At 62.5% G+C, this 26,127-nt stretch carries 22 protein-coding genes; 16 read left to right on the top strand and 6 right to left on the bottom strand.

Features of this window, described 5'->3' with window-relative positions; genetic code table 11:
- Positions 1-270: 270 nt before the first annotated feature.
- On the bottom strand, positions 271-1,272 hold the full coding sequence (hemB, locus tag KW842_RS26450; RefSeq protein WP_218307145.1) for a porphobilinogen synthase: 1,002 nt from the start codon (positions 1,270-1,272) through the stop codon (positions 271-273).
- On the bottom strand, positions 1,265-1,987 hold the full coding sequence (gene yihA / locus KW842_RS26445) for a ribosome biogenesis GTP-binding protein YihA/YsxC (RefSeq protein ID WP_218307144.1): 723 nt from the start codon (positions 1,985-1,987) through the stop codon (positions 1,265-1,267). Before yihA ends, hemB begins: the two co-directional genes overlap by 8 nt.
- 150 nt (positions 1,988-2,137) lie before the next feature.
- On the opposite strand from yihA, the gene KW842_RS26440 reads away from it, so the two are divergent.
- From KW842_RS26440 to KW842_RS26420, 5 genes are all read left to right on the top strand, one after another.
- Positions 2,138-2,806, top strand: coding sequence for a cytochrome c (locus tag KW842_RS26440; RefSeq protein ID WP_218307143.1), 669 nt, complete (start codon positions 2,138-2,140; stop codon positions 2,804-2,806).
- A 134-nt stretch (positions 2,807-2,940) separates the two neighbouring features.
- Complete coding sequence (locus tag KW842_RS26435; protein WP_218307142.1) at positions 2,941-5,037, top strand: cytochrome c biogenesis protein ResB; 2,097 nt, start codon at positions 2,941-2,943, stop codon at positions 5,035-5,037.
- A 13-nt stretch (positions 5,038-5,050) separates the two neighbouring features.
- Positions 5,051-6,214 (top strand): c-type cytochrome biogenesis protein CcsB, encoded by a 1,164-nt coding sequence (gene ccsB / locus KW842_RS26430; protein WP_218307140.1) that lies wholly within the window; start codon positions 5,051-5,053, stop codon positions 6,212-6,214.
- 69 nt (positions 6,215-6,283) lie between these two features.
- Entirely contained in the window at positions 6,284-7,255 is a 972-nt protein-coding gene (gene msrP, locus KW842_RS26425) for a protein-methionine-sulfoxide reductase catalytic subunit MsrP (RefSeq protein WP_218307138.1), read from the top strand.
- On the top strand, positions 7,255-7,848 hold the full coding sequence (locus KW842_RS26420) for a sulfite oxidase heme-binding subunit YedZ (protein ID WP_218307137.1): 594 nt from the start codon (positions 7,255-7,257) through the stop codon (positions 7,846-7,848). Before msrP ends, KW842_RS26420 begins: the two co-directional genes overlap by 1 nt.
- Positions 7,849-7,912: 64 nt before the next feature.
- On the opposite strand, the gene lysA is transcribed toward KW842_RS26420, so the two are convergent.
- Positions 7,913-9,190 (bottom strand): diaminopimelate decarboxylase, encoded by a 1,278-nt coding sequence (gene lysA, locus KW842_RS26415; protein WP_218307135.1) that lies wholly within the window; start codon positions 9,188-9,190, stop codon positions 7,913-7,915.
- 5 nt (positions 9,191-9,195) lie between these two features.
- Positions 9,196-9,369 carry a lipoprotein gene (locus tag KW842_RS27915; RefSeq protein WP_373925241.1) on the bottom strand — a complete coding sequence of 58 codons (174 nt, stop codon included), beginning with the start codon at positions 9,367-9,369 and terminating at the stop codon, positions 9,196-9,198.
- A 43-nt stretch (positions 9,370-9,412) separates the two neighbouring features.
- On the opposite strand from KW842_RS27915, the gene cyaY reads away from it, so the two are divergent.
- Positions 9,413-9,748: an iron donor protein CyaY gene (gene cyaY, locus KW842_RS26410; RefSeq protein WP_218307134.1), complete on the top strand. Its 336-nt coding sequence runs from the start codon at positions 9,413-9,415 to the stop codon at positions 9,746-9,748.
- A 111-nt stretch (positions 9,749-9,859) separates the two neighbouring features.
- On the top strand, positions 9,860-11,944 hold the full coding sequence (locus KW842_RS26405; RefSeq protein ID WP_218307133.1) for an acyltransferase family protein: 2,085 nt from the start codon (positions 9,860-9,862) through the stop codon (positions 11,942-11,944).
- Positions 11,945-11,983: 39 nt separating this feature from the next.
- Here the strand turns inward: KW842_RS26405 and KW842_RS26400 are convergent, their stop codons facing one another.
- Positions 11,984-14,323, bottom strand: coding sequence for a penicillin-binding protein 1A (locus KW842_RS26400; protein WP_218307132.1), 2,340 nt, complete (start codon positions 14,321-14,323; stop codon positions 11,984-11,986).
- Positions 14,324-14,576: 253 nt separating this feature from the next.
- On the opposite strand from KW842_RS26400, the gene KW842_RS26395 reads away from it, so the two are divergent.
- The 9 genes from KW842_RS26395 to KW842_RS26355 all read left to right on the top strand — a co-directional run bounded on the left by KW842_RS26395 (position 14,577) and on the right by KW842_RS26355 (position 25,000).
- Positions 14,577-15,659, top strand: a complete 1,083-nt coding sequence (locus KW842_RS26395) for a pilus assembly protein PilM (RefSeq protein ID WP_218307131.1) — start codon at positions 14,577-14,579, stop codon at positions 15,657-15,659.
- On the top strand, positions 15,659-16,279 hold the full coding sequence (locus KW842_RS26390) for a PilN domain-containing protein (protein WP_218307130.1): 621 nt from the start codon (positions 15,659-15,661) through the stop codon (positions 16,277-16,279). The genes KW842_RS26395 and KW842_RS26390 overlap by 1 nt, the downstream gene beginning before the upstream one ends.
- On the top strand, positions 16,279-16,956 hold the full coding sequence (locus tag KW842_RS26385; RefSeq protein ID WP_218307129.1) for a type 4a pilus biogenesis protein PilO: 678 nt from the start codon (positions 16,279-16,281) through the stop codon (positions 16,954-16,956). The genes KW842_RS26390 and KW842_RS26385 overlap by 1 nt, the downstream gene beginning before the upstream one ends.
- Complete coding sequence (locus tag KW842_RS26380; protein ID WP_218307128.1) at positions 16,953-17,489, top strand: pilus assembly protein PilP; 537 nt, start codon at positions 16,953-16,955, stop codon at positions 17,487-17,489. Before KW842_RS26385 ends, KW842_RS26380 begins: the two co-directional genes overlap by 4 nt.
- The gene (gene pilQ / locus KW842_RS26375; protein WP_218307127.1) at positions 17,486-19,666 is read left to right on the top strand and encodes a type IV pilus secretin PilQ; all 2,181 of its coding nucleotides are present in this window, start codon (positions 17,486-17,488) and stop codon (positions 19,664-19,666) included. The genes KW842_RS26380 and pilQ overlap by 4 nt, the downstream gene beginning before the upstream one ends.
- A 29-nt stretch (positions 19,667-19,695) precedes the next feature.
- Positions 19,696-21,870: an Ig-like domain-containing protein gene (locus KW842_RS26370; RefSeq protein ID WP_218307126.1), complete on the top strand. Its 2,175-nt coding sequence runs from the start codon at positions 19,696-19,698 to the stop codon at positions 21,868-21,870.
- Between the two features lie 12 nt (positions 21,871-21,882).
- Positions 21,883-23,526: a bifunctional shikimate kinase/3-dehydroquinate synthase AroKB gene (gene aroKB / locus KW842_RS26365; protein WP_218307124.1), complete on the top strand. Its 1,644-nt coding sequence runs from the start codon at positions 21,883-21,885 to the stop codon at positions 23,524-23,526.
- Positions 23,527-23,539: 13 nt separating this feature from the next.
- Positions 23,540-24,676, top strand: a complete 1,137-nt coding sequence (locus KW842_RS26360; RefSeq protein ID WP_218307123.1) for a deoxyguanosinetriphosphate triphosphohydrolase — start codon at positions 23,540-23,542, stop codon at positions 24,674-24,676.
- Positions 24,677-24,754: 78 nt separating this feature from the next.
- Complete coding sequence (locus KW842_RS26355; RefSeq protein WP_218307122.1) at positions 24,755-25,000, top strand: hypothetical protein; 246 nt, start codon at positions 24,755-24,757, stop codon at positions 24,998-25,000.
- Here KW842_RS26355 and mutY read toward each other — a convergent pair.
- Entirely contained in the window at positions 24,997-26,127 is a 1,131-nt protein-coding gene (gene mutY, locus KW842_RS26350) for an A/G-specific adenine glycosylase (protein WP_218307121.1), read from the bottom strand. The genes KW842_RS26355 and mutY overlap by 4 nt on opposite strands.

Here is a 26,127-nt window from a genome sequence, read left to right as displayed (position 1 = left end):
CCATTTTTGACCTTTCTCGTATGCGGGCTTATGCGCGAGGCAATAGCCCAAGATACCGTTCGGACTTATAAAATGAAACAGGCAGGGGTACCAATCTGACCCACGGGCTCAATGGCCCAAATTCCGACCGGCATCACCCTGCCTGGCCGCCTCTACCACTTTATCCGATGATGGGGCGGTATGCTCAATATACGAGTTCCGCCAAACGTACACGGGCTCAACTGCTACGCAGTCGAGCCCGTGTACGTTTGGCGGAACTGACCCCGAGGTTTATTTGAGCTTGCGGGCGATGTCCAGCGCGAAGTAGGTCAGCACACCGTCGGCGCCGGCGCGCTTGAAGGCCAGCATCGATTCCATCATCACTTTGTCGTGGTCCAGCCAGCCGTTTTGCGCGGCCGCCTTGATCATCGCGTATTCGCCGCTGACCTGGTAGGCAAATGTCGGCACCTTGAACTCATCTTTCACGCGGCGCACGATGTCCAGGTAGGGCATGCCCGGCTTGACCATCACCATGTCGGCGCCTTCGGCCAGGTCCAGGCCAACTTCGCGCAGCGCTTCGTTGCTGTTTGCCGGGTCCATCTGGTACTGGTTTTTGTCGCCCTTGCCGAGATTGGCGGCCGAGCCGACCGCGTCGCGGAACGGGCCGTAGAAGGCTGACGCATATTTCGCCGAGTAGGCCATGATGCGGGTGTGGATGTGGCCAGCGGCTTCCAGCGCCTCACGGATCGCGCCGATGCGGCCATCCATCATGTCCGACGGCGCCACCACGTCCACGCCGGCTTCCGCATGGCACAGCGCCTGGCGCACCAGCATGTCGGTGGTGATGTCGTTGATGACATAGCCGTTGTCATCGATCAGGCCGTCCTGGCCGTGGCTGGTGTACGGGTCCAGCGCGATGTCGGTCAGGATGCCGAGTTCCGGGAAGGCCTGCTTCAGCGCACGCACCGCGCGGGGCACCAGGCCATCCGGATTGGTGGCTTCCACGCCATCGGCGGTTTTCTTCGATACATCAATCACCGGGAACAGCGCCAGCACCGGGATGCCCAGCGACACGCATTCTTCGGCCACCTTCAGCAGCAGGTCGACCGACACGCGCTCGACGCCAGGCATCGACGCCACCGCCTCGCGCTGGTGCGTGCCTTCCAGGATGAACACCGGGTAGATCAGGTCCGCCGCCGTCACCACGTTCTCGCGCATCAGCGCGCGGGAGAAGGGATCACGGCGCATGCGGCGCATGCGGATGGCGGGGAATTGGGCAGAAACTTTACTCATTGCTATCACTTCCTAACTCAGGGGTGGGCGCCTCCGCCGCCTCGGCGCCGTCATCTGACAGGCCGAACAATTCCAGAATCTTGTCGTTGGCTTCGTCGATACCGACGCGCTTGAGCGCGGAGAACAGTTGCACGGTGAAGGGGAAGCCTTCGCCGTCCTCGTCCACGTAGCTGTCCAGCTTGGCTTGGGCCTGGCGCAGCACGTTGACGGACTCGTTCCTGTTTAGTTTATCAACTTTCGTCAAAATGCAATGAATAGGCTTGCCGGTGGGGGCAAACCACTCCAGCATTTGCACGTCCAGCTCGGTGAACGGACGACGCGAATCCATGATCAGCACCAGTGCCGCCAGCTGGTCGCGGCGCTGCACATAGTCGCCCAGCAGGCGCTGCCAGTGCAGCTTGGCCGAGCCGGAGACTTCGGCGTAGCCATAGCCGGGCAGGTCGACCAGCAGGGCCTGGATTTCATCGACGATGGTCGGATCTTTGCGGTGCTGGGCAACATGGGCCCCACCAATCGAGAAAAAGTTGATATGCTGGGTGCGGCCAGGCGTTTTGGACGCAAAGGCCAACCCCTTTTGGTTGCATAAAATGTTAATGGCGGTCGATTTGCCGGCATTGGAACGGCCCGCAAAAGCGATCTCCGGCACCTGGGTGTCGGGGAGGTCGCGAAGCTGGTTAACAGTAGTAAAGAAGCGGGCTTGCCAGAGTTTAGACATGGGGGAGTGGGGGAAAAAGCAACACGTTAAGGCAGGTATTTTTTTAAGCTATTGTACAATGAGTAGTTACCTAGTGCTTCCTAGCACGTTTTAGTGCTGCGGTGGCACTCTCGGTTTAAAAACTTTTTAGACTCCTCCAAGGGTGCTTGAATGAATAGTGTGTTTTCACCGCTTGTTAAATCCTTGCTCGTCGCCTTGCTGGCCGTAACGGCCACCGCCTCCGCCGAAGACAAGAAGCCCGCCCAACCTGCCACGCCGAAAATCGATCCAGCCAAAGGCGCCGCCCTGTACACCGATGGCGACGCTGCCCGTGGCTTGCCGGCATGCGCGTCCTGCCACGGCGCCGGCGGCAATTCCACCATCAGCGTCAATCCCAAGCTGGCCGGCCAGCATGAAGGCTATCTGTACAAGCAACTGGTGAACTTTACCACCGCCGATCGCAACCAGCCGGTGATGACCACCTTTGCCACCATGCTCAGCGATGAAGACAAGCACAACGTCGCCGCCTGGCTGGTGAGCCAGAAGCAGAATCCTGGCGCCGCCAAGAACAAGGACATCATTGAACTGGGCAAGAAGATCTATCGCGGCGGCATCGCCGAGAAGAGCGTGCCAGCCTGCGCCAGCTGTCATGGCGCGACCGGCAACGGCATCCCGGTCCAGTATCCGCGCCTGTCTGGCCAGCATCAGGACTACACCATTGCGCAGCTGGGGCTGTTCAAGTCGGGCGCCCGCAAGAGCGTGGAAATGGCCCCGATCTCCAAGCGCATGTCGGATGAAGAGATGAAGGCGGTCGCGGATTACGTAGCAGGCCTGAAATAAAGTTGATCAAACCGCATCGTCCGCATGCGGCACAGGCAAAAATAGGCCAAAAGAATGGGGCGGCTGCGTGAGCAAGCTGCCCTTTTTCTTGGTATCCTGCCGCCCAACCTCTTCATTAAAGAATCTGAACCCGCATGAGTAGCCCCAGCACCACCGGCATCCAGCTGAAAACCCGCCGCCCCATCGTTGGTGAAATCGTTGAACTGATTTCCTCCATGCGTTTCGCCATCGCGCTGCTGGCGATGATCGCCATTGCCGCCGTGATCGGCACGGTGATGAAGCAGGGCGAGGCTTCGTCCAACTATCTGAACCAGTTCGGCCCGTTCTGGTACGAGGTGTTCCGCAAGGTCGGCCTGTACACCGTCTACTCGGCCTGGTGGTTCCTGCTGCTGATGGCGGCGCTGGTGATTTCCACTACGCTGTGCATCATCCGCAATGCGCCCAAGATGCTGAAGGATATGCGCAGCTGGCGTGAAAACGTGCGCGAGCAATCTCTGCTGAATTTCCACCACAAGATGCAGTGGCGCGCGCCGCTGTCGCGCGCGGCGCTGGCGCAGCAGAGCGCCGCCCGGCTGAAGGACGCCGGCTACCAGGTCAAGCTGGTGGAGAAAGAGCACGGCACGCTGGTTGCCGCCAAGCGCGGCGGCGCCAATAAATTCGGCTATATCTTCGCCCACGCGTCGATTGTGATTATCTGCATCGGCGGCCTGCTGGACTCGGACGTGCCGATCCGCCTGCAGGAATGGTTCCTCGGCAAGACGCCATTCAAGGGCAGCGGCCTGATTTCGCAAGTACCGCCGCAGCACCGCCTCAGCGTCAGCAATCCCACTTTCCGTGGCAACACCATGATTCCGGAAGGGCAGAACAGCAATACCGCCATCCTGACCCGCCCGGACGGCGTGCTGATCCAGGAACTGCCGATCACCATCGACCTGAAAAAATTCACCATCGACTTCTACAGCACCGGCATGCCCAAGCTGTATGCCAGCGATGTCGAAGTACGCAACAACGCCACCGGCGAGACGGTCAAAGCCACCATCGAAGTCAACAAGCCGCTGATCTTCAGCGGCCTGGCGATTTACCAGTCCAGCTTTGAAGACGGCGGCTCCAAGCTGAAGCTGAACGGCTACGCCATGATGGGCGGCGAAGCCAAGCGCTTTGGCATGGATGGTGAAGTTGGCGGCGCGACCAAGCTGAACGACGAGTACACGGTGGAATGGTCGGGCTTCCGCCCGTTCAACGTGGAAAACATCGGCGCCACCGATGATCCGCGCGCCGTCAAGAAAGGCCGCTCGCTACAGGAAGAGCTGGCGCAGAGCCTGGACAAGCACACTGGCTCGGCCGGCAAGAACGCGGTCAACAAGGACCTGAAAAACATCGGCCCGAGCGTCAGCTACAAGCTGCGCGACAAGACTGGCCAGGCGCGCGAATTCAACAACTACATGCAGCCGGTGACCATCGACGGCGCCACTGTATTCCTGGCCGGCATGCGCACCAATCCGGCGGACAATTTCAGCTACCTGCGCATCCCGGCGGACGACGCCCATGGCCTGACTGAGTGGATGCGCTTGCGTGCTGCGCTGCAAAATCCGGAACTGCGCGCCGCCGCCGCCCAGCGCTACGCCGAGCGCGCCACCCAGGATGGCAGCAAGGGCAGCATGCGTGAGACGCTACAGGCCTCGGCCGACAAGACGCTGACCATCTTCGCCGGCAACCAGAAAGTCGGCGGCTTCATGGCCGTCTCGCAATTCCTTGGCAATGTGCCGGAAGAGGCGCGCGACAAGACCATCGACGCCTTCATGAAAATCCTTAACGGCAGCCTGTGGGACCTGTGGCAGATTGCCCGCGCCAAGGAAGGCCTGGCACCGGTCAGCGAGGACGAGCAGCACGCGCGCTTCCTGCAACTGGCCACCAACGCGCTGTCGGATGTGTCGCTGTACGGCGCGCCGGTGTATTTGCAGCTGGATGAATTTACCGAAATCAAGGCATCGGTCTTCCAGATTACCCGCTCGCCGGGCAAGAACGTGGTATATCTTGGCTGCCTGTTCCTGGTGCTGGGCGTGTTCTCCATGTTCTACATCCGCGAGCGGCGCCTGTGGATCTGGCTGAAGGACGACGCCGGCGGCAACGGCGCCGAGGCGCTGATGGCCATGAGCACCCAGCGCAAGACGCTGGACTTCGAGAAAGAATTTGAAACACTGAAGGAAAAGCTGCCACAATCGGCAGCCTAAGCAGGAGAAACGAATGGAACTGACCCAATCCCAGCAAGCCACGCAGACTTACCAGCAGGCGCCCGGTTACTTCAAGCGCCTGACGGTGGTCGACTGGCTGTTCGCCCTGGCCCTGCTGGCCGGCGCGATCTTTGGCCTGAACCGCTATGGCCACCACATGGACATCTACGAGCAGGCCATCCTGCTGCTGAGCGCACCCACCTTCGCCGCGCTGGGCTGGCACTGGAAGCCGGTGCGCTGGCTGATGCCGCTGATCGCGCTGCTGTCGCTGTGGGCGATCTCCATGTACAACGGCCAGCTGGACAACGGCACGCAGAAATTCTGGCTGCGCATGATGCTGTCCAGCCAGTCGGCGGTGCTGTGGATGAGCGTGATGTTCGTCATCTCCACCGTGTTCTACTGGATCGGCTTTGTCGGCCGCTCGGAATCGGCGTCCAGCCTGGGCACCAAGCTCAGCTGGGCCGCCGTGGTGCTGGGCTGGACCGGCATGATGGTGCGCTGGTTCGAGTCCTACCTGATCGGCGCCGACGTCGGCCACATTCCGGTATCCAACCTGTACGAAGTGTTCATCCTGTTCTCATTGATCACCGCGATGTTCTACCTGTACTTCGAGCAGCGCTATGCGACCCGCCAGATGGGCCCGTTTGTGCTGCTGGTGATCTCGGCGGCGATTGCCTTCCTGATGTGGTACACCACCTCGCGCAACGCGGCCGACATCCAGCCGCTGCTGCCGGCGCTGCAAAGCTGGTGGATGAAGATCCACGTCCCGGCCAACTTTATCGGTTATGGCAACTTTGCCCTGGCGGCCATGGTCGCTGCGGCCTATCTGCTGAAAACCTCGGGCTACCTGAAGGACCGCCTGCCGTCGGAAGAGGTGCTGGATGACGTGATGTACAAGGCCATCTCGGCCGGCTTCGCCTTCTTCACCATCGCCACCATCCTGGGCGCGCTGTGGGCGGCGGAAGCGTGGGGCGGCTACTGGTCGTGGGACCCGAAGGAAACCTGGGCGCTGATCGTCTGGCTGAACTACGCAGCCTGGCTGCACATGCGCCTGATGACCGGCCTGCGCGGCCGTCCGGCGGCCTGGTGGGCGCTGGTGGGCCTGCTGGTGACCACCTTCGCTTTCCTGGGCGTCAATATGTTCCTGTCCGGTTTGCACTCCTACGGTAAATTGTAAACAGAAGTTTAAAACTGGCTCAGGTAGATTCGTGTAAGGTGTACCCCATACGAACCTACCGGAGCCATCATGCTGATCAAGCGCAGCCCCAACGGCATCGACCTGCCGTTTTCCTCGGAAATCACGCCACGCGCGCTGTACGAATCGCGCCGCAGCTTCATGAAGCAGATCGCCATGGGCGCGCTTGGCAGCGCGGTGCTGCTGGAAATGGCGCAGCGCGAGGCCTTCGCCCAGGGCGTCAAACTGCCCGCTAAACTGAATCCGGCCTATTCGGCGATGGACAAGCAGACGCCGTTCAAAGACGCATCCACCTATAACAACTTCTACGAATTCGGCACCGACAAGAGCGAACCGGCGATGTATGCCGGCACGCTGAAAACCCGTCCGTGGACGGTGGCCATCGAAGGCGAGGTCAAGAAGCCGATGACGCTGGATCTCGACGCGCTGCTGAAACTGGCGCCGCTGGAAGAGCGCGTCTACCGGCTGCGTTGCGTGGAAGGCTGGTCGATGGTGATCCCATGGATAGGCTATTCGTTCTCCGAAATCATCAAGAAGGTCGAACCGACCGGCAACGCCAAATACGTGGAGTTCGTCACGCTGGCCGACAAGAAGCAGATGCCGGGCGTTGGCAGCCGCGTGCTGCAATGGCCATACACCGAAGGCCTGCGCATCGACGAAGCCAACCATCCGCTGGCGCTGCTGACCTTCGGCATGTATGGCGAAGTGCTGCCCAACCAGAACGGCGCGCCGGTGCGCATGGTGCTGCCGTGGAAGTATGGCTTCAAGTCGGCCAAGTCGATCGTCAAGATCCGCTTTGTGAAAGACCAGCCGCGCACCTCGTGGAATTTGTCGGCGCCGAGCGAATACGGCTTCTACTCGAATGTGAATCCGGACGTGGACCACCCGCGCTGGTCGCAGGCATCGGAGCGCCGCATCGGTGAAGACGGCTTCCTGTCGCGCAAGCGCAAGACGCTGATGTTCAACGGCTATAGCGACGTCGCCTCGCTGTACGCCGGCATGGACCTGAAGAAATTCTACTGATGCTGACGACCAGGCAAGTCAGCTGGCTGAAAGGCGCCGTCTTCATCGCGGCGCTGATCCCTTTGCTGCGCATGATCTACCTGACGATAAGCGACCAGCTGGTCGATCCGCTGGAATTCATCACACGCGGCACTGGCGACTGGACCTTGTACTTCCTGTGCTTCACGCTGGCGGTAACGCCATTGCGGCGCCTGAGCGGCTGGAACTGGCTGATCAAATTCCGGCGCATGCTGGGCTTGTACACCTTCTTCTACGGCCTGCTGCACTTCATCACCTTCCTCTGGTTCGACCACTTCTTTGACCTGGCCGAGATGTGGAAAGACGTGCTGAAGCGGCCCTTCATCACGGTCGGCTTCATCGCCTTCGCGCTGCTGATCCCGCTGGCGGTGACCAGCACCAACGGCATGATCAAGCGGCTGGGCGGCAAGCGCTGGCAATGGCTGCATCGGCTGATCTACGTGATCGCCCCGCTGGCCGTGCTGCACTTCTGGTGGATGAAAGCAGGCAAGCACAACTTCACCCAGCCGATCCTCTTCGGCGCCATCCTCGCCACCCTGCTACTGATGCGCGTCTGGTGGGCCGCCCGCAAATAATCCGGGGTCAGTTCCGCCAAACGTACACGAGCCCGTGTACGTTTGGCGGAACTGACCCCGGATTTTATTTGATCAGGGACTCTAGTGCGTAGAGGTCGGCCGGGTTTTCGCGTTGGCGCACCAGGTGTGGCACGGTGTCGTCAACGATGATTTCGGCGGCGCGGCCACGGGTGTTGTAGTTGGAGGCCATGGTCATGCCGTAGGCGCCTGCGGTGTGCATGACCAGCAGGTCGCCTGCGGCTATCGCCAGCGAGCGGTCGCGTGCCAGCCAGTCGCCGGATTCGCAAATCGGGCCGACCACGTCGTACACGGCGGCCTCGGCGCTGCCTTGCACCACTGGCTGCATGTCCATCCACGCCTGGTACAGCGCCGGACGCGCCATGTCGTTCATCGCCGCGTCGACGATGCAGAAGTTCTTTTCTTCGCCGTGCTTGAGGAATTCGACACGGGTCAGCAGCACGCCGGTGTCGCCGACAATTGAGCGGCCCGGCTCGAAGATCACTTTGATCGCCTTGCCGTTGTGGCGCGCCGCGCGCCAGGCGTCGATCTTGGCGAACAGGCGGCCCAGGTAGTCGCCCACCGGTACCGGCGCGGATTCGCCTGCTTCACGGTAGTCGATGCCGATGCCGCCACCAATGTCCAGATGGTGCAGTTCAATGCCTTCCGAACCCAGCTGGTCGATCAGCTCGATCAGGCGGTCCAGCGCTTCCAGCAGCGGCGCGTCGTCCAGCAGCTGCGAGCCGATGTGGCAGTCGATGCCGGCCACGTCGAGGTGCGGCAGCTGGGCGGCGGCGCGATAGGTTGCCAGCGCGTCCGAGAAGGCGACACCGAATTTGCTGGCTTTCAGGCCGGTCGCAATGTACGGGTGGGTCTTTGGATCGACGTTCGGGTTGACGCGCAGCGAGATGCGCGCGCGCTTGCCCATCGCGCCAGCCACGTCGTTCAGGCGGTGCAGCTCGGGGATCGATTCGACGTTGAAGCACAGGATGTCATGCGACAGCGCCAGGCGCATTTCTTCCACGCTCTTGCCGACGCCGGAGAAGATCACCTTGCGCGGATCGCCGCCGGCCGCCAGCACGCGCAGCAGCTCGCCGCCGGAGACGATGTCGAAGCCTGCGCCCTGGCGCGCCAGCAGGTCGAGGATGGCCAGGTTGGAGTTGGCCTTCATGGCGTAGCACACCAGCGCATCACGGCCCTGGCAGGCGTCGGCGTAGGCGGCGAAATTGTTCAGCAGCGCCGCCTTGGAGTAGACATAGGTCGGGGTGCCGAACTGCTCGGCGATCGCGCTCAGCGAAGCGCCTTCGGCGTGCAGCACGCCGTCTTTATACGAAAATTGCGACATAGGAATTATTGTTGAGGGGCAGCGGTTTCAGGAGTCGAGACAGGGGCATTGCCGCTCTTGGCAGGCTTGGCCGCTGGAGGCTTGGGCAAGTACAGCGGACCGGGTTGGCCGCAGCCGCTCAGCAATACGGTCAGGCACAGGGTGGCTGTGCCAATAATCAAACGGAAAGTGGACTTCACGATAGAATCACGAATTATTTAAGTGCAGATACTGGAGTGTAGCATGGGCGAATCAGAATTCCTGGCGCAAGCCGAAGCCACCTTGAATGCCATCGAGGCGGCGCTCGACCGTTTGAACGATGCCGACATGACCGATGTCGAGTGCAGCCGCAGCGGCAATGTGCTGGAAATCGAGTTTATCGACAATGGTTCCAAGATCATCGTCAACAGCCAGGCGGCGATGCAGGAGCTGTGGGTGGCCTCGCGTTCCGGCGGTTATCACTACCGCCAGAAGGATGGCCAGTGGCTCAACACCCGCGACGGTTCCGAACTGTTCGCCACCCTATCCGAGGAGGTCACCAAGCAGGGCGGTGCGCCGGTGGTACTCAGCGCCGCCTGACATTGCATTGCCGCAACACCAGTCAGGGCTAGCTGCAATCGCTAAAATTCAGTGATAAATAGATTTTGCGATAAAATTATCGGTTATTTAAGTAATGTGACCGGAGTTTTCATGCAGGAGTTGCCGTTGCAGAGCCAGACTGGCGCCACCGCTGATGTTGTTCATGCCACTGCAAGCACCCACGCCGCAGTGCATCCGAAGTACCGCGCCGATATCGATGGCCTGCGCGCCGTCGCTGTGCTCAGCGTCGTGACTTTCCATGCCTTCCCCCACGCGCTGCGCGGCGGGTTCATCGGCGTGGATATCTTTTTCGTCATTTCCGGTTTTTTGATCAGCACCATCATCATGGCCAATCTGGAGCGCGGCAGCTTCAGCGTCGTGGATTTTTACAGCCGCCGGGTGCGCCGCATCTTCCCGGTGCTGCTGCTGGTCATGGCCGCCTGCTATGTGTTTGGCTGGTTCGCGATGATGGGAGACCAGTACAAGCAACTGGGCAAGCATATCGCCGGCGGCGCCGTATTTGTGTCTAACTTGGTGCTGTGGAAAGAGCAGGGCTATTTCGATCTGGCGGCGCAAACCAAGCCTTTGCTGCATCTCTGGTCGCTGGGAGTGGAAGAGCAGTTCTATATTGTCTGGCCGGCATTGTTGTTGCTGGCCTACCGGCGCGGCTACCATTTGCTGACGCTTAGCCTGCTGCTGGCGCTGGTCTCCTTCGGCATCAATCTCAAGCTGATCCGCAGCGACCCTACCGGCGCCTTTTATGCGCCGCAGGCGCGCTTTTGGCAGATGCTGGCTGGCTCGGCGCTGGCCTGGCTGGCGCTGCACGGTCATAGCATGCTGGGCAGCGCCAGGCCCCGGCTGGACGCCTTGCTGGGCAGGATCATCTACGCGCAGCCGCGGGCCAGCGGTACGCTGCGGGATGTGCAGTCGCTGCTGGGCGCGCTGCTGATTGTCATTGGCCTGCTGACCATCCGCGAGGACAGCGGCTTTCCCGGCTGGCGCGCGTTGATGCCGACGCTGGGCGCGGTGCTGCTGATCGCCGCCGGTAGCTCGGCCTGGTTCAACCGCAAGGTACTGGCCCATCCGGCGTTGGTCTGGCTGGGATTGATCAGTTTCCCGCTGTATCTGTGGCACTGGCCGCTGCTGGTGTTCGGCAGCATGTTCGAACGCAATGGCGTCTCGACACCGTTGCGCATCGCCCTGATGGTGGCCGCCGTGGCGCTGGCCTGGCTCAGTTACCGCCTGCTGGAGCGGCCGATCCGTTCGGCTGGTAATCATCGCCGCAAGACCACGGTGCTGGTGGTGCTGATGGTGGCCCTGGCTTTGATCGGTTATAACACTTACCGACGCGACGGAATGAGTTTCCGCCTCAAGGATCGCAAGGAGTTTTCCGATTACTTCATTAATGATCCGGCCGAGTGGCGCTTTTTCAATCGCATCGGCTATCCGCAGAAAAACCACGCCGAGTGCCAGTTCTTCGATATCGATAGTTACCGCGCCGGCCATGTTACCCAAGTGCCGCGCGCGGAGATTCCGACCAGCTGCTACCAGCGCGATCCCGCCAAAGCCAAGGTGGTGCTGATCTGGGGCGACTCCCATGCGGAGCATCTGTCCTACGGACTGCGCAAGAATCTGCCGGCCGACTGGCAGGTGCTGCAAGTGGCCAGTTCGGGTTGCACCCCGTCACTGGAAGCGGCCGGGCCGTCGCGTGAAGACCAGTGCGTTCAGTCCAACTGGTTCGCCCGTAAGACGATCGCGGAAGTCCGTCCGGATGTGGTGCTGGTGGGACAGAATCTCGGCCACTCGCTGGCCAATTTCAAGCATTTGGCCGGCGGCCTGAAAGCCCTGGGTGTTGGGCGTGTGGTGTTCCCCGGCCCGGTGCCGCATTGGAGCACCAACCTGCCGACGCTGATGATGACCGATCTCTGGTTTGCAAAACCACGCTACACCAAGCATGGACTGCGTACCGACGTGATGGAACTGGACCGCACCCTGAGGGAGGGCTTCCCGGCCGCTGACCGCAGCATCGCTTATGTCGACCTGATCGATGTGCTGTGCAAGCCGGAAGGCTGTATGACCTATATGGGCGATGATCCGAAAACCGGCATCACCAGCTTTGACTACGGTCACCTGATGCCGCAAGTATCGGATTATGTCGCCCGCCAGGCGCTGGTCAAGGCCGTGACCGGCCCATAAGAAAAAAGCCCGACAGTGTCATCGCCGGGCTTTTCATTGTTAAAACAGCTCGTTCTTCACAGCATCCTTGGCCTTTTCCTCGGCCGGGGTGCCGTGCCCCGGTGCATCGAGGTTGTTGACCCCGGTGCCCGGCGGATTTTCCGCATAGTAGTACTCATCCCCCACCAGCATCACGCCTTCCGGCACCGCGCGTTCTTCGATCGGGATGTTCTTCAGCGCTTTCTGCATGTAGTTGATCCAGATCGGCAAGGCCAGGCCGCCGCCGGTTTCGCGGTTGCCCAGATTTTTCGGCTGGTCGTAGCCGATCCAGGCGATGCCCACCAGCTTGGCCTGGTAGCCGGCGAACCAGGCGTCGATCGAGTCATTGGTGGTGCCGGTCTTGCCGGCGATGTCGCGGCGGCCCAGCACATTCGCCTTGGCGGCCGTGCCGAAGCGCACCACGTCCTTCAGCATCGAATCCATCAGGAAGGCGTTGCGCTCGTCGATCACGCGGTTTTTCTCGTCGCCGGCCAGGTCGGGATGCGCTTGCGACAGGATCTTGCCGTCGGCATCGGTCACCTTGGAGATCAGGTAAGGGCTGACCTTGTAACCGCCGTTGGCAAACACCGCATACGCGCCAGCCATTTGCAGCGGCGTGACGTTGCCCGCGCCCAGTGCCAGCGTCAGGTAAGGCGGATTCTTGTCGGCGTCAAAGCCGAAGCGGGTCGCGTACTCCTGGCCGTACTTGGCGCCGATGCGGTGCAGGATGCGGATCGAGATCATGTTCTTGGACTTGGTCAGGCCCTTGCGCATGGTCATCGGACCGTCGTACTTGCCATCGTAGTTTTTCGGTTCCCACGCCTGGCCGCCGGTCTGGCCGGCGTCAAACGAGATTGGCGCGTCGTTGATGACGGTGGCCGGCGACAGTCCGCGTTCCAGCGACGCCGAATAAATAAACGGCTTGAACGAGGAGCCCGGCTGGCGCCATGCCTGGGTGACGTGGTTGAACTTGTTGCGGTTGTAGTCGAAGCCGCCGACCAGCGCCTTGATCGCGCCATCGGTGGTGCTGGCCGCGACAAACGCCGATTCGATTTCCGGCATCTGCGCCACCAGCCAGTCCTTGCCTTCTTGCAGCACGCGGATCACCGCGCCACGGCGGATGCGCTTGTTCGGCGGATTCTTGTCCGACAGCCACGAGCGGCCTTGCTCCAGGCCGCCGCCGCTGATCTTGATTTCTTCGCCCGATGCAGTGACGGCGGTAATCAGCTGCGGCGTGGCCGACAGCACCACGGCGGCCACCAGGTCGTCGTTGTCCGGATGTTCGGCCAGCACGGTTTCGATGGCGTCGTCGGCTTCTTCCTTCTTGGCCGGGATGTCGATATACGCTTCCGGGCCGCGATAGGCGTGGCGGCGCTCGTAGTCCATCACGCCTTTGCGCAGCGCCAGGTAGGCGGCGTCCTGGTCGGCCTTGGTGATGGTGGTGAACACATTCAGGCCGCGCGTGTAGGTGTCTTCCTTGAACTGTTCGTACACCAGCTGGCGCGCCAGTTCGGCCACGTATTCGGCGTGCACGCCAAACTCGCTGCTGTCGGTTTTCACCTTCAGGTCTTCGGCCTTGGCGGTTTCATATTGCTTGTCGCTGATGTAGCCCAAATCGTGCATGCGCTGCAAAATGTATTGTTGACGGGTGCGCGCGCGTTTGGGGTTGACTACCGGATTGTAAGCCGATGGTGCTTTCGGCAGGCCGGCCAGCATGGCGGCTTCGGCCACGCTAATGTCGCGCAGATTTTTGCCGAAGTAGATTTGTGCGGCCGACGAGAAACCGTAGGCGCGCTGGCCCAGGTAGATCTGGTTCATATAAACCTCCAGGATCTGATCCTTGCTGAGGTTTTTCTCGATCTTCCAGGCCAGCAGCATTTCGTAGACTTTGCGCTTGATAGTCTGTTCACTGGACAGGAAGAAGTTACGCGCCACCTGCTGCGTGATGGTCGAGGCGCCTTGTTTGCCGCCGCTGCCGACCGCGTTGTGCAGCGTGGCGCGCAGGATGCCGGTGTAGTCGACGCCGCCGTGCTCATAGAAACGGTCGTCCTCAATCGCCAGCACTGCCTTCTTCATCACGTCCGGGATGTCCTTGATGCGCACCAGGTTGCGGCGCTCCTCGCCGAACTCGCCGATCAGCACATTGTCGGCGGAGAAGATCCGCAGCGGCATTTTAGGACGGTAGTCGGTCAGCGTGTCGAGCTCGGGCAGGTTGGGGTAGGCCATCGCCAGGCCAAACACCACTAGCAGCACGCCAGTCACGCCAAGGCCGGCAAGGGAGAGGCCGGCCATCAGGAAGAAACGGGACGCTGGCTTGGCCGGTTTCGCTGGTGTTGGGGGTGTCGAATTGTTAGAGGTCATGCAGTTCGATCTTTCGGTTATAGGTCGCGGCCATTATAAGCGAGCCGCAAGCCGCGCCATGAGTGTGGCGTAAGCCTCACACCATAGTAATTGTGCACAATAGAAATATCTTTACACTTAAATTGGCGCGATTTAATGTAATGACAGATATAACCTTCTCAACGCAGGTTTTATAGCGAGTTTCCTTTATGCAAACAGTTCCGTTTCGGATGGGTTGCAGGATAGGTGGCCACCACGGCGCCGGAGGACACGCATGATCGATCTCAAGGCCTTGCTGGGCCAAGGCAACCCGCCGCTGGTGGGCATCGACATTTCCACTTCCAGCGTGCGGCTGGTGGAGCTGGCGCCGGTCGCCAAGGGCGGCGCCGACTACCGGCTGGAGCGTTGCGCCGCCGAGCCGCTGCCGCGCAACGCCGTCACCGACGGCAATATCGAAAACATGGACCAGGTGGTGGAGACGGTGCGCCGGGTCTGGAAGAAAAGCGGCACGCGCGCCAAGCTGGTCGCGCTGGGCATGCCGCCCGCGTCGGTCATCACCAAGAAAATCATCCTGCCGGCAGGCATGTCGGAAGACCAGCTGGAAGTGCAGGTCGAATCCGAAGCCAGCCAGTACATTCCGTTTGCGCTGGACGAAGTCAGCCTGGACTTTGACGTGATCGGCCCGGCCGCCAATTCGCCTGACGATATCGAAGTCATGCTGGCCGCCTCGCGCCGCGAAAAAGTCGAGGACCGCGTGGCGATCGCCGAGGCGTCTGGCCTCAAGGCCAGCGTGATGGACATCGAGTCCTACGCCGCCCGCGCCGCGCTGGACCGGGTGGTGGCGCAGCTGCCGCAAGGCGGCGCTGGCCAAGTGATCGCGCTGTTCCAGATCGGTGCGCACGTCACGCATATTTCGGTGATGCTCGACGGCGCCACCGTCTACGAGCGCGAGCAGCCTTTCGGCGGCAACACGCTGACCCAGGAGATTGTGCGCAGCTACGGCCTGTCATTCGATGAAGCCGAGGCGCGCAAGAAAACCGCCGACCTGCCGGACAACTACCACGCCGAGCTGCTGACGCCGTTTCTGGAAAGCGCCGCGCTGGAAGTCACGCGCGCCATCCAGTTCTTCTACACCTCCACGCCCTACACCCGGATCGACCAGCTGTTCCTGGCCGGCGGCTGCGCGCTGATTCCCGGCCTGCTGGAACTGGTCGCCAGCCGCACGCGCATCGCCAGCGCCGTGATCTCGCCGTTCCAGGGCATGCAGCTTGGCGCCGCCGTGCGCGAGTCGCAGCTGCGGCTGGACGCGCCAGCCTATCTGGTGGCGTGCGGCCTTGCGCTGCGGAGGTTCGGCTGATGATACGCATCAACCTGCTCCCGCACCGCGAGGAAAAACGCAAGCGGAAGAAGCAAGCCTTCTATGCCTTGCTGGCGCTGGGCGGTGTGATCGGCGTCGGCGTGGTACTGCTGGTGGGCGGCTACAACGCGCGCGCCATCGGCATCCAGGACGCGCGCAATCAGGAGTTGCAAACCGCCATTGCCGGCCTGGACAAAAAGATCGCCGAGATCGCCACGTTGAAGCAGGAAATCGAAGCGTTGAAGGCGCGCCAGCAGGCGGTAGAGGATTTACAGGGCGAGCGCAACCAGCCGGTGTACCTGCTGGACGAACTGGTCAAGCAGACGCCGCCGGGCGTGTATCTGAAAGCCTTCCGCCAGGAAGGACAGAAGGTGGCGATCGACGGCTACGCACAGTCGCAGGAGCGGGTGTCCGAGCTGCTGCGCAACCTGGCCGGCGTGTCGCCATGGCTGGAGCGGCCGGATCTGATCGAAGTGAAGTCCACCGCACTGGGCCAGGGCAAGACTGCCAAGAAAGTGGTGGAGTTCAACCTCAACGTGTTCATCAAGCGTGCGCGCGACAAAGACCAGCCCGGCGACGATGCCAGGGGCGCCAAAGGCAAAGCCAGGGAGCGCAGCTGATGGCGTCGCGGCTGAACATCGATCTCAACCTCCTGTTTGCGGATCTGGCGGCGCAGTTCCGCGACCTCAGCGGCCTGCATCCCGGCCAGTGGCCGCTGGCGCCACGGGTGCTGTGCGCCGTAGGCGTGACGGCGGCGGTGTGCGCGGCCGGCTATTTCGGCTACTGGAGCGCGCAGTTCGAGCAGCAGGAAGCCGGCGCCCAGGTCGAAAGCCAGCTGCGTGGCGAATACCAGACCAAGACCGAGCAGGCGATCAACCTGGATGCGCTGCGCGCGCAGAAAGCCCAGGTTGACCTGTATGTCGAACGCTTGCAGAAACAGCTGCCGAGCAAGGCTGAAATGGCGGCACTGCTGACCGACATCAACCAGGCGGGCGCCGGGCGCGGCTTGCAGTTCGATCTGTTCAAGCCGCAGCAGGTGGTGATCAAGGATTACTACGCCGAGCTGCCGATCGATATCAAGATCAACGGCAGCTATCACGACATCGGCGCCTTCACCGGCGATATCGCCTACCTGCCGCGCATCGTCACGCTCAACAACCTGGCGCTATCGACCGGCAAGGACGGCACGCTGACGCTGGAGGCGGTGGCCAAGACCTTCCGCTACCTCGATCCGGACGAAGTGGCGGCGCAGCGCAAAGCGGCGGCTGACAAGAAAAAGGCGGCGAAAAAATCATGAGGACGCCAGCCGCCATCTGCTTACTCCTTGTGCTGAGCGCCTGCGGCGACAGCGACGTGCAGGAAGTGCGCGCCTGGATGAAACAGGCGGATGCGCAGGCCAAGGTCAATGTGCCGGCGCTGGCCGAGCCCAAGACCTTCATCCCGTTTGCTTACGCCAACAAGGATGGCCCGGACCCGTTCGATCCCAACAAGCTGCTGGCGGAACTGGCCAAACAGGCCGCGCAGGGCGGCGCCAGCGGCATCCATCCGGACACCCAGCGCCGCAAGGAGCTGCTGGAGAGCTATCCGCTGGATACCATCCGCATGGTCGGCACCATCGAGAAAAAAGGCGTGATTTACGCCGTGCTGCAAATCGACCGCGCGGTGCACCAGGTGGTCAAAGGACAGCATATCGGCCAGAACGACGGGCTCATCACCAGCATTGACGAGAACACAGTCAACCTCAGGGAAATCGTCCAGGATGCCACCGGCGACTGGGTCGAGCGCAGCTCCAAACTGGAACTGCAGGAGAGCAAGGAGAACGCCAAATGACCGCTCACACCACGGCCAGACGGGCCTGGTCCGTCGCCCGGGCACCAGTGATGGCGCTGGCGCTGCTGCTACAGTTGATCGGCGGCGCGCAGGCGCAGACCGTTGAACCGCCTGCCGCCAACGCCATCGAATCGATCAGCGCCAACCAGCAGGGCGCCAACGTGATCGTCCGCATCGCGCTCAGAGATGCGCCGGCCGCGCCACCGATCAGCTTTGCCATCACCAACCCGGCGCGCATCGCGCTGGACTTCGGCGCCACCATCAACGCTACCGGCAAAAATGTGCTGGAGCTGAACCAGGGGGATCTGCGCGGCGTCAATCTGGTGCAGGCCGGCGAGCGCTCGCGCCTGGTATTCAATCTGAAGCGCACGCTGAACTACGCCACCGCGATCGACGGCAAGTCGGTGATACTGACCATCGACGGTTCCGGCGGCCTGGCGACAGCAGTCGATGGCGCCGGACTGCCTGCCAGAACCGCAGCCGCCGCATCCGCCAGCCGTCAATTGCTGCGCGACCTGGATTTCCGCCGTGGCGCCAATGGCGAGGGCAGGGTGATCGTCGATTTGCCCAACAACCAGGTGGCGGTTGACGTGCGGCAGACGCCGACCGGCGTGATGGTGGACTTCCTCAAGACCGGTGTGCCGGAAAATCTGCGCCGCCGGCTGGACGTGGGCGACTTCGGCACGCCGGTGTCGCTGGTGACTACCGCGCCGCAGGGCGAGAACACACGCCTGATCATCGAAGCGCGCGGCCTGTGGGAGCAGACCGTCTATCAGAGCGACACGCAACTGGTGGTGGACGTCAAGCCGATCAAGGAAGACCCGAACAAGCTGACCCAGGGCTCGCAAGGCTATCGCGGCGAAAAGCTGTCCTTCAATTTCCAGAACGTCGAAGTACGCGCGGCGCTACAGGCGATCGCCGATATCTCCAGTCTCAACATCATCACCAGCGACAGCGTCAGCGGCAACCTGACGCTGCGCCTCAAGGAAGTGCCGTGGGACCAGGCGCTGGACGTGATCCTGCAAGCCAAAGGCCTGGACATGCGCAAGAACGGTTCGGTGATCTGGATCGCGCCCAAGGAGGAATTGCTGACCAAGGAGAAACTGGAGCTGGAGCAGCGCGCGCAAATCGCTGACCTGGAGCCGCTGAAGTCGGAAATCTTTCAGCTGAATTACCAGAAGGCCGAAGCCTTCAAGACCGTATTCGGCCTGGAGGGCGGCGATGCCAAGAACCGCATCCTGTCCAAGCGCGGCAGCGCCATCATCGAGCCGCGCACCAACCAGCTGTTCGTCACCGACATCGCCTCCAAGCTGGAGGACGTGCGGCGGCTGATCGCCAAGACCGACGTCGCCACCAAGCAGGTGCTGATCGAGGCGCGCATCGTCGAGGCCAGCGACACCTTTACCCGCAACCTCGGCGCCAAGCTGGGCTTCTCCGACATGCGCACCCTGCGCGGCGGCGATTCCGGCTACCAGATCGGCAACGGCAACACCCGCATCGCCATCGGCGGCAACCTCACCGGCATCGGCCAGACCACCGGCCAGGTGCCTAACTCCGATAACAGCTTCAACAACACCCAGTTCATCAATCTGCCGGCCGGCAATATCAATGGCGCGCAGGCGGGCAGCCTGGCGATCAGCCTGTTTTCCTCGGCCGCCAACCGCTTCCTCAACCTGGAGCTGTCGGCGCTGGAGGAAGACGGCACCGGCAAGATCATTTCCAGCCCGCGCGTGATTACCGCCGACAAATCGATGGCGCTGATCGAGCAGGGCATTGAGCTGCCCTATCAGGTGGCCACCAGCAGCGGCGCCACCTCGATCCAGTTCCGCAAGGCCAATCTGCGGCTGGAGGTGACGCCGCAGATTACGCCGGACGGTAACGTGGTCATCGATGTCGATGTCAACAAGGACAGCGTCGGCCAGGAAACCCGTTCCGGCTTCGCCATCGATACCAAGCACGTCAAGACCCAGGTGATGGTCGACAATGGCGGCACCGTGGTGTTGGGCGGCATCTATCAGCAAACCGAACGCAGCACCACCGACAAAGTCCCGCTGTTGGGCGATGTGCCGGTGCTGGGCTACCTGTTCCGCAGCAACAGCCGCACCAATGACAAGACGGAGCTGTTGGTATTTATCACGCCGAAGATCGTGACGGAGCGCCTGTCGACGGCGCGGTGACTTGAACCTCTCTGAATGGGATGTGCTTGATGAATAAATTCACAGGATGGCTGGCAACGCTGGCCTGCACGGGTTTGTTGTCGGCCTGCGGCGGTGGCGGCGGTTCGCCCGGCACCAATAGCAATGGGGTGACGCCGTCCAAGGCTGCCAGCGTCACGCTGACCGCCAGCGCGGCCACCATCGCTTCGTCCGGCCTGGACGGCACCGAGGTGACGCTGACTGCCATCGTCAAGGACAGCGGCGGCAATGCGCTGGCCAACGAGACGGTCAGCTTCAGCGCCAGCTCCGGCACCGTCAGCAGCACCAACCGGCTGAGCAACACCTCCGGGCAGGTGGTGGAGAAACTCAGCGTCAAGGGCGATGCCACGCCGCGCGACATCACCATCACCGCCAGCGCCGGCGGCGCCAGGTCGAGCGCGATCACGGTCAAGGTGATCAACGCCGTGCCGACGCTGACGCTGACCACCGACAAGGGCACGCTGGCCTCGGCTGGCGTCGCCGGCAATGAGGTGATCGTCACCGCGCTGGTGCGCGACGCCAACAACACAGTGATGCCTGGCGTCAGCGTCAACCTGAGCTCCGACTCAGGCAGCCTGACGCTGACCAACCGCATCACCGACGCCAATGGCGTGGTCACCGAGAAGCTGGGCACCGGCGGCGACCCCACCTCGCGCGCCATCAAGGTGAGCGCCAGCGTGCCGGGCGCGGCCACGGCCACCGCCGTCGTCAACGTCAGCGGCAACCGGCTGACGGTGAACGCCACGCCGACCGTCAATATCGGCTCGTCCAGCGATGTGACCGTCAAGCTGGTGGATTCTGCCGGCAACGCGCTGATCGGCAAGCCGGTCAGCTTCAGCTCCAGCGCCAATACGCTCAGCGTCAAGGGCGGCGGCGCGGCCGTAACCAATGCCGGCGGCCAGCTGGTGCTGAGCTATGCGGCCAGCAGCGGCACGTCGGACGTGATTACCGTCCGCTCGATGGGCGAGATCGCCTCGGCCAGCCTGATCATCAACGCGTCCGCGTTTGCGGTGCGGGTGCTGGACGGCGGTGGCAATGTGCAGACCTCGGCCGCGATCGGCGGCTGCCAGCTGGTGGCGGTCAGCAATGCGCCGGGCGGCAGCGTCAGCATCAGTACCTCGCGCGGCACGGTGTACAGCAACGCCAGCTGCACCACGCCGCTGAGCGGCGCGCTGGCCCTGTCCGGCGGCGCCGCCACTGCCTATCTCGACGCCACCGGCCCCGGCGTGGCCACGCTGACCGCCAACGCCGGCGGCCAGACCACCCAGACCGCGCTGGAGTTTGTGGCGCCGCTGACCGGCAGCGCCACCATCACCGTGCAGGCCGACCCGGCGGTGATCGGCGTCAACACCATCGGCAGTTCCAGCCAGCAGGCTACCTTGCGTGCCATCGTACGCGATGGCACGGCGCAGAACAACCTGGTCAAGAACGCCAGCGTGGCCTTCTCCATCATCGCCGACCCGAGCGGCGGCGCGCTGACCCAGCCGGCGGAAGTGGTCACCGGCGCCGACGGCAGCGCCACCACCAGCTTCATCGCCGGTACCTCGGTGACGCCTACCGATGGCGTGCAGATCCAGGCGCGGCTGGTTGGCGGCTCGGGCGCCAGCGCGGTGGCGCGCCTGACGGTGGCGCAGAAATCGCTGTTCATCAGCGCCGGCACCGGCAACACGGTCGGCACCCCCGACAGCGCCACCTACCAGATGGATTACGCGGTGATCGTCACCGACGCGGCCGGCAACGCCGTGTCCGGGGTCAACCTGACCGCGTCGGTGCTGCCGGTCAGCTATTTCAAAGGCTATCTGACCTATGTGGCGCCGGGGCCATGGGCGCCGGCGGTGCGCAACGGCTGTGCCAACGAGGACCTCAATAACAACGGCATCATCGATCCCGGCGAGGACGTCAACGGTAACGGCAGGCTGGACCCCGGCATACCGGTGAGCGTCACGCCGTCGGTGACCACCGATGCCAGCGGCCGCGCCACGGTGTCGCTGACCTACGCGCGCGACCGCGTCTACTGGCTGGATGTGAACCTGACGATACGCGGCCAGGCCAGCGGCACGGAGTCCCGCTACACCTCTCTGGTACACTTGATAGGATTAAGCACCGATTACTCTACCCAGAACATCCGCCCACCGGGCGAGATCAGTCCTTACGGGGTGTCGACTCAGTGCAGTAACCCGTTATAAGTTGGATCGTGCATGCAAAATGTGTTTCTAGTCGGCCTGATGGGGGCGGGAAAAACCACCATCGGCCGCATCCTGGCGCGCAAGCTGGGGCTGAATTTTATTGACTCCGACCACGAGATCGAGGCGCGTACCGGCGCTTCGATTCCGTGGATCTTTGAAATCGAAGGCGAGGCCAGCTTTCGCCGCCGCGAGGCCGAGGTGATCCGCGAGCTGACCGGCCAGCAGGGCATCGTGCTGGCGACCGGCGGCGGCGCCATTCTCAACGCCGACAACCGCGCCTTTCTGAAGGCGCGCGGCACCGTCATCTACCTGCGCGCCACCGTCAACAGCATCCTGCAGCGCACCGCCCACGACAAAAACCGGCCACTGCTGCAAACCGCCGATCCGCGCAAGAAGCTGGAAGAGCTGATGGCGGTGCGCGATCCGCTGTACATGGAAATTGCCGACCTGGTCATCGATACCGGCCGTCCTAACGTACAATCGATGGTTCAGACCATTTTGAACCAGATGGAGACGCGCGCCTGCGAGGCCGCGCCCAACTGTTCCACCCACGCCGAACCATCGATGAACGAACAATCCAACATCCTGTTAAATGTCAACTTGGGCGAGCGCAGCTACCCGATTTCCATCGGCCCGGCGCTGCTGGACGATAGCGCGCTGCTGGCGCGCCATGTGCATGGCGGCAAAGTCGCCATCGTCAGCAATACCACCGTGGCGCCGCTGTACCTGGAGCGCATCGAAGCCGGGCTGCGCAATGCCGGCAAGCAAGTCACCACGGTGATCCTGCCGGACGGCGAGGAATTCAAGAACTGGACCAGCCTGATGCAGATCTTTGATGCACTGCTGGAGAACAAGGCCGACCGCAAGACCACGCTGATCGCCCTGGGCGGCGGCGTTATCGGCGACCTGACCGGCTATGCGGCCGCCAGCTATATGCGCGGGGTTGACTTCATCCAGGTGCCGACCACCTTGCTGTCGCAGGTGGATTCCTCGGTGGGCGGCAAGACCGGCATCAACCATCCGCTGGGCAAGAATATGATCGGCGCCTTCTACCAGCCGCGCGCGGTGATCGCCGACACTTCGACGCTGGAGACACTGCCGGCACGCGAGCTATCGGCCGGCCTGGCGGAAGTGATCAAGTACGGCGCGGTGATTGACCTGGCGTTCTTCGAGTGGATCGAAGCGAATATCGGCAAGCTGATGGCGCGCGACAAGGGTGCGCTGGCCTATGCGATTGCCCGTTCGTGCGAGATCAAGGCCGACGTGGTGCGCCAGGACGAGCGCGAGGGCGGCCTGCGCGCCATCCTCAACTTCGGCCACACCTTCGGCCACGCGATCGAGGCCGGCATGGGCTATGGCGCCTGGCTGCACGGCGAGGCGGTCGGTTGCGGCATGGTGATGGCGGCCGACTTGTCGCAGCGCATGGGCCTGATCGACGCCGAGACGGTGGAACGGGTGCGCAAGCTGATCGCCGCCGCCGGCCTGCCGGTGCAAGCGCCGGACCTCGGCGTGGACAAGTGGCTGGAAGCGATGGAGGTCGACAAGAAGAACGAAGGCGGCGCCATCAAGTTCATCCTGATGAATCCGCTGGGTTCGCCGAAAATCAGCAATGCGCCGCAGGAACTGCTGCTGGCGACGCTGGCAGCCTGCGTGTAAGCGGAGGATTGCCGTGGCGCCGGAAGAATACCTCGCACCCTATGCCGCCCATTCCGAGGGCGGCGCCGGCCGCTTGCACGCGGAAACGGCGCACGCCTCGCGCAGCCAGTTCCAGCGCGACCGCGACCGCATCATTCACTCGTCGGCTTTCCGCCGGCTGGAGTACAAGACGCAGGTGTTCCTCAACCACGAGGGCGACCTGTTCCGCACGCGCCTGACGCACAGCCTGGAAGTGGCGCAGATCGGCCGCTCGCTGGCGCGCAACCTGCGCTTGAACGAGGATCTGGTGGAGGCGATTTCGCTGGCGCATGACCTGGGCCACACGCCGTTCGGCCACGTCGGCCAGGACGTGCTCAACGAGTGCATGCACGATTACGGCGGCTTCGAGCACAATCTGCAAAGCCTGCGGGTGGTGGACGAACTGGAAGAACACTACGGCGCCTGGAATGGCCTGAATCTGATGTTTGAAACCCGCGAGGGCATCCTCAAGCACTGCTCGCTGAACAATGCGAAGCTGCTGGGGCCGGTGGCGCAGCGCTTTATCGACCGCACCCAGCCGTCGCTGGAGGCGCAGCTGACCAATCTGGCCGACGAGATCGCCTACAACAGCCACGATATCGACGACGGCCTGCGTTCCGGTCTGATCTCGATCGAACAGCTGGAGCAGGTGGATTTCTTTGCGCGGCTGTGGCGCGATGTGCAGCAGGCGTATCCGGGCTTGTCGGGCCGCCGCGCGATTTACGAAACCCTGCGCCGGCTGATTACCGCGCTGGCCGACGATCTGATCGTCACCTCGACCGCGCGCATTGCCGAGGCTGCGCCGAAGTCGATAGACGACGTGCGCGCGGCGCCGCCGCTGATACGCTTCTCGGACGGCATGCGCAAGGATGCGACCGAGCTGAAGCGCTTCCTGTACGCGAATCTCTACCGTCATTACAAGGTCAACCGCATGCGGGTGAAGGCTAGCCGCATTGTGCGCGAGCTGTTTGAATCCTTCATGGCGGAGCCGGTGCTGCTGCCGCCGGACTACCAGGACAAATCGGGCGACATCAACAAGCAGGCGCGCAAGATTGCCGACTATATCGCCGGCATGACCGACCGCTACGCCATCCGCGAACACCGCCGCCTGTTCTCGCTGGACGAACTCTGATCCGCCTCAAACACCGGATGCGCCGCGCTTGACGCAGCTCCTTGTACGGTCCAAGATGACTCTTCATCGGAGGCCGCCATGGATAACGACGTTGCAGAACACTTCAGGCAGTTAAGAGAAGAAATGCATGCCACCTACGCTACCAAGGTTGAACTGATGGCGTTCCGTGAGGAGGTCGCCATTCAGTTCGGTAAAGTGCATGTGGAGATCGCGCAGGTGCATGTCCGGGTTGCGGAGCTGGAGGTGCGGCTGGTTAAGTGGTTTGTCGCCACAGTGATCGCCAACGCAAGCGTTACATTTGCGATGGTGCGCTTCCTGCACTAAAACATGCGCTGCTGCGCTTCGCGGCGGTCGCCTACCAATTCCAGCAGCAGTTTCTTTACCGGCGCGGGCAGGGCGGCATCGGCCAGTTTGGCGATGTCGAGCCAGACGTAGCCGGACTCTGCTGCCATGGCCTGGCGGCGCGACAGCGTGATGTGACAGGGAACGATGTGCAGCTTGTAGTGCGTGAAGACGTGCGTCACCGTCGACAAGCGTTCACACGATTCCATCTCGCCGAAGCGGCTGACCGTGCGCAGCAGCGCGTCCTGGTCGGCCTCAGGCGCTTCGTCATCCTCCAGCGCAATGTGGCCGTCCAGTTCCGGCAGCGACAGCAGCCCACCCCAGATCCCGCTAGGCGGCCGCTGCTCCAGCAGCACCTGCCCGTTATCGACCACGGCCAGCATCACCGCATGCTTCTCCGGCGTCGCCTTCTTCGGCTTGCGCACCGGCAGCTCCCTGGTGCGGCTGCTGGCAAAGGCCACGCAGCGCGGCTGCATCGGACAGCGTTCGCATGACGGACTGCTGCGCGTGCACAAGGTCGCTCCCATGTCCATCAGCCCCTGCGTGTACGATTCGATGCCCGCCTCCGGCAGCAAGGCCTCGGCGCGCCGCCACATCGCTTCCTCGGTCTTCTTCTCGCCCGGATAAGTATCGATGCCAAACACCCGCGCAAACACGCGCTTGACGTTGCCATCCATGATGGCGGCGCGCCGGCCGCTGGAGAACGCCGCGATCGCCGCCGCCGTCGAACGGCCAATGCCCGGCAGCTCGGCCAGCAGCAGCGGATCGGAAGGGAACACGCCGTCATACTCGGCCACCACCCGCTGCGCGCACTTGTGCAGATTGCGCGCCCGCGTGTAGTAACCCAGGCCGCTCCACTGCGCCATCACATCCTCGACCGGCGCGGCAGCCAGGTCGCGCAGGGTAGGGAAGCGTTGCAGAAAGCGCGCGTAATAGCCCAGCACCGCAGACACCTGGGTCTGCTGCAACATGATCTCGGACAGCCAGATCAGATAGGCGTCGCGGGTGTTTTGCCACGGCAGCGCATGGCGCCCGTGGACTTTTTGCCAGCCGATCAGATCGGCTGAAAAACTCGGATCTGCAAAATTCTCTACTGCTACAACTTTCAT

Source organism: Duganella sp. sic0402, assembly GCF_019219065.1.
GTDB lineage: Bacteria > Pseudomonadota > Gammaproteobacteria > Burkholderiales > Burkholderiaceae_D > Rugamonas.
Note: the sequence above shows the minus strand (reverse complement) of the source record. Positions and strands in the feature narration are given on the sequence as shown.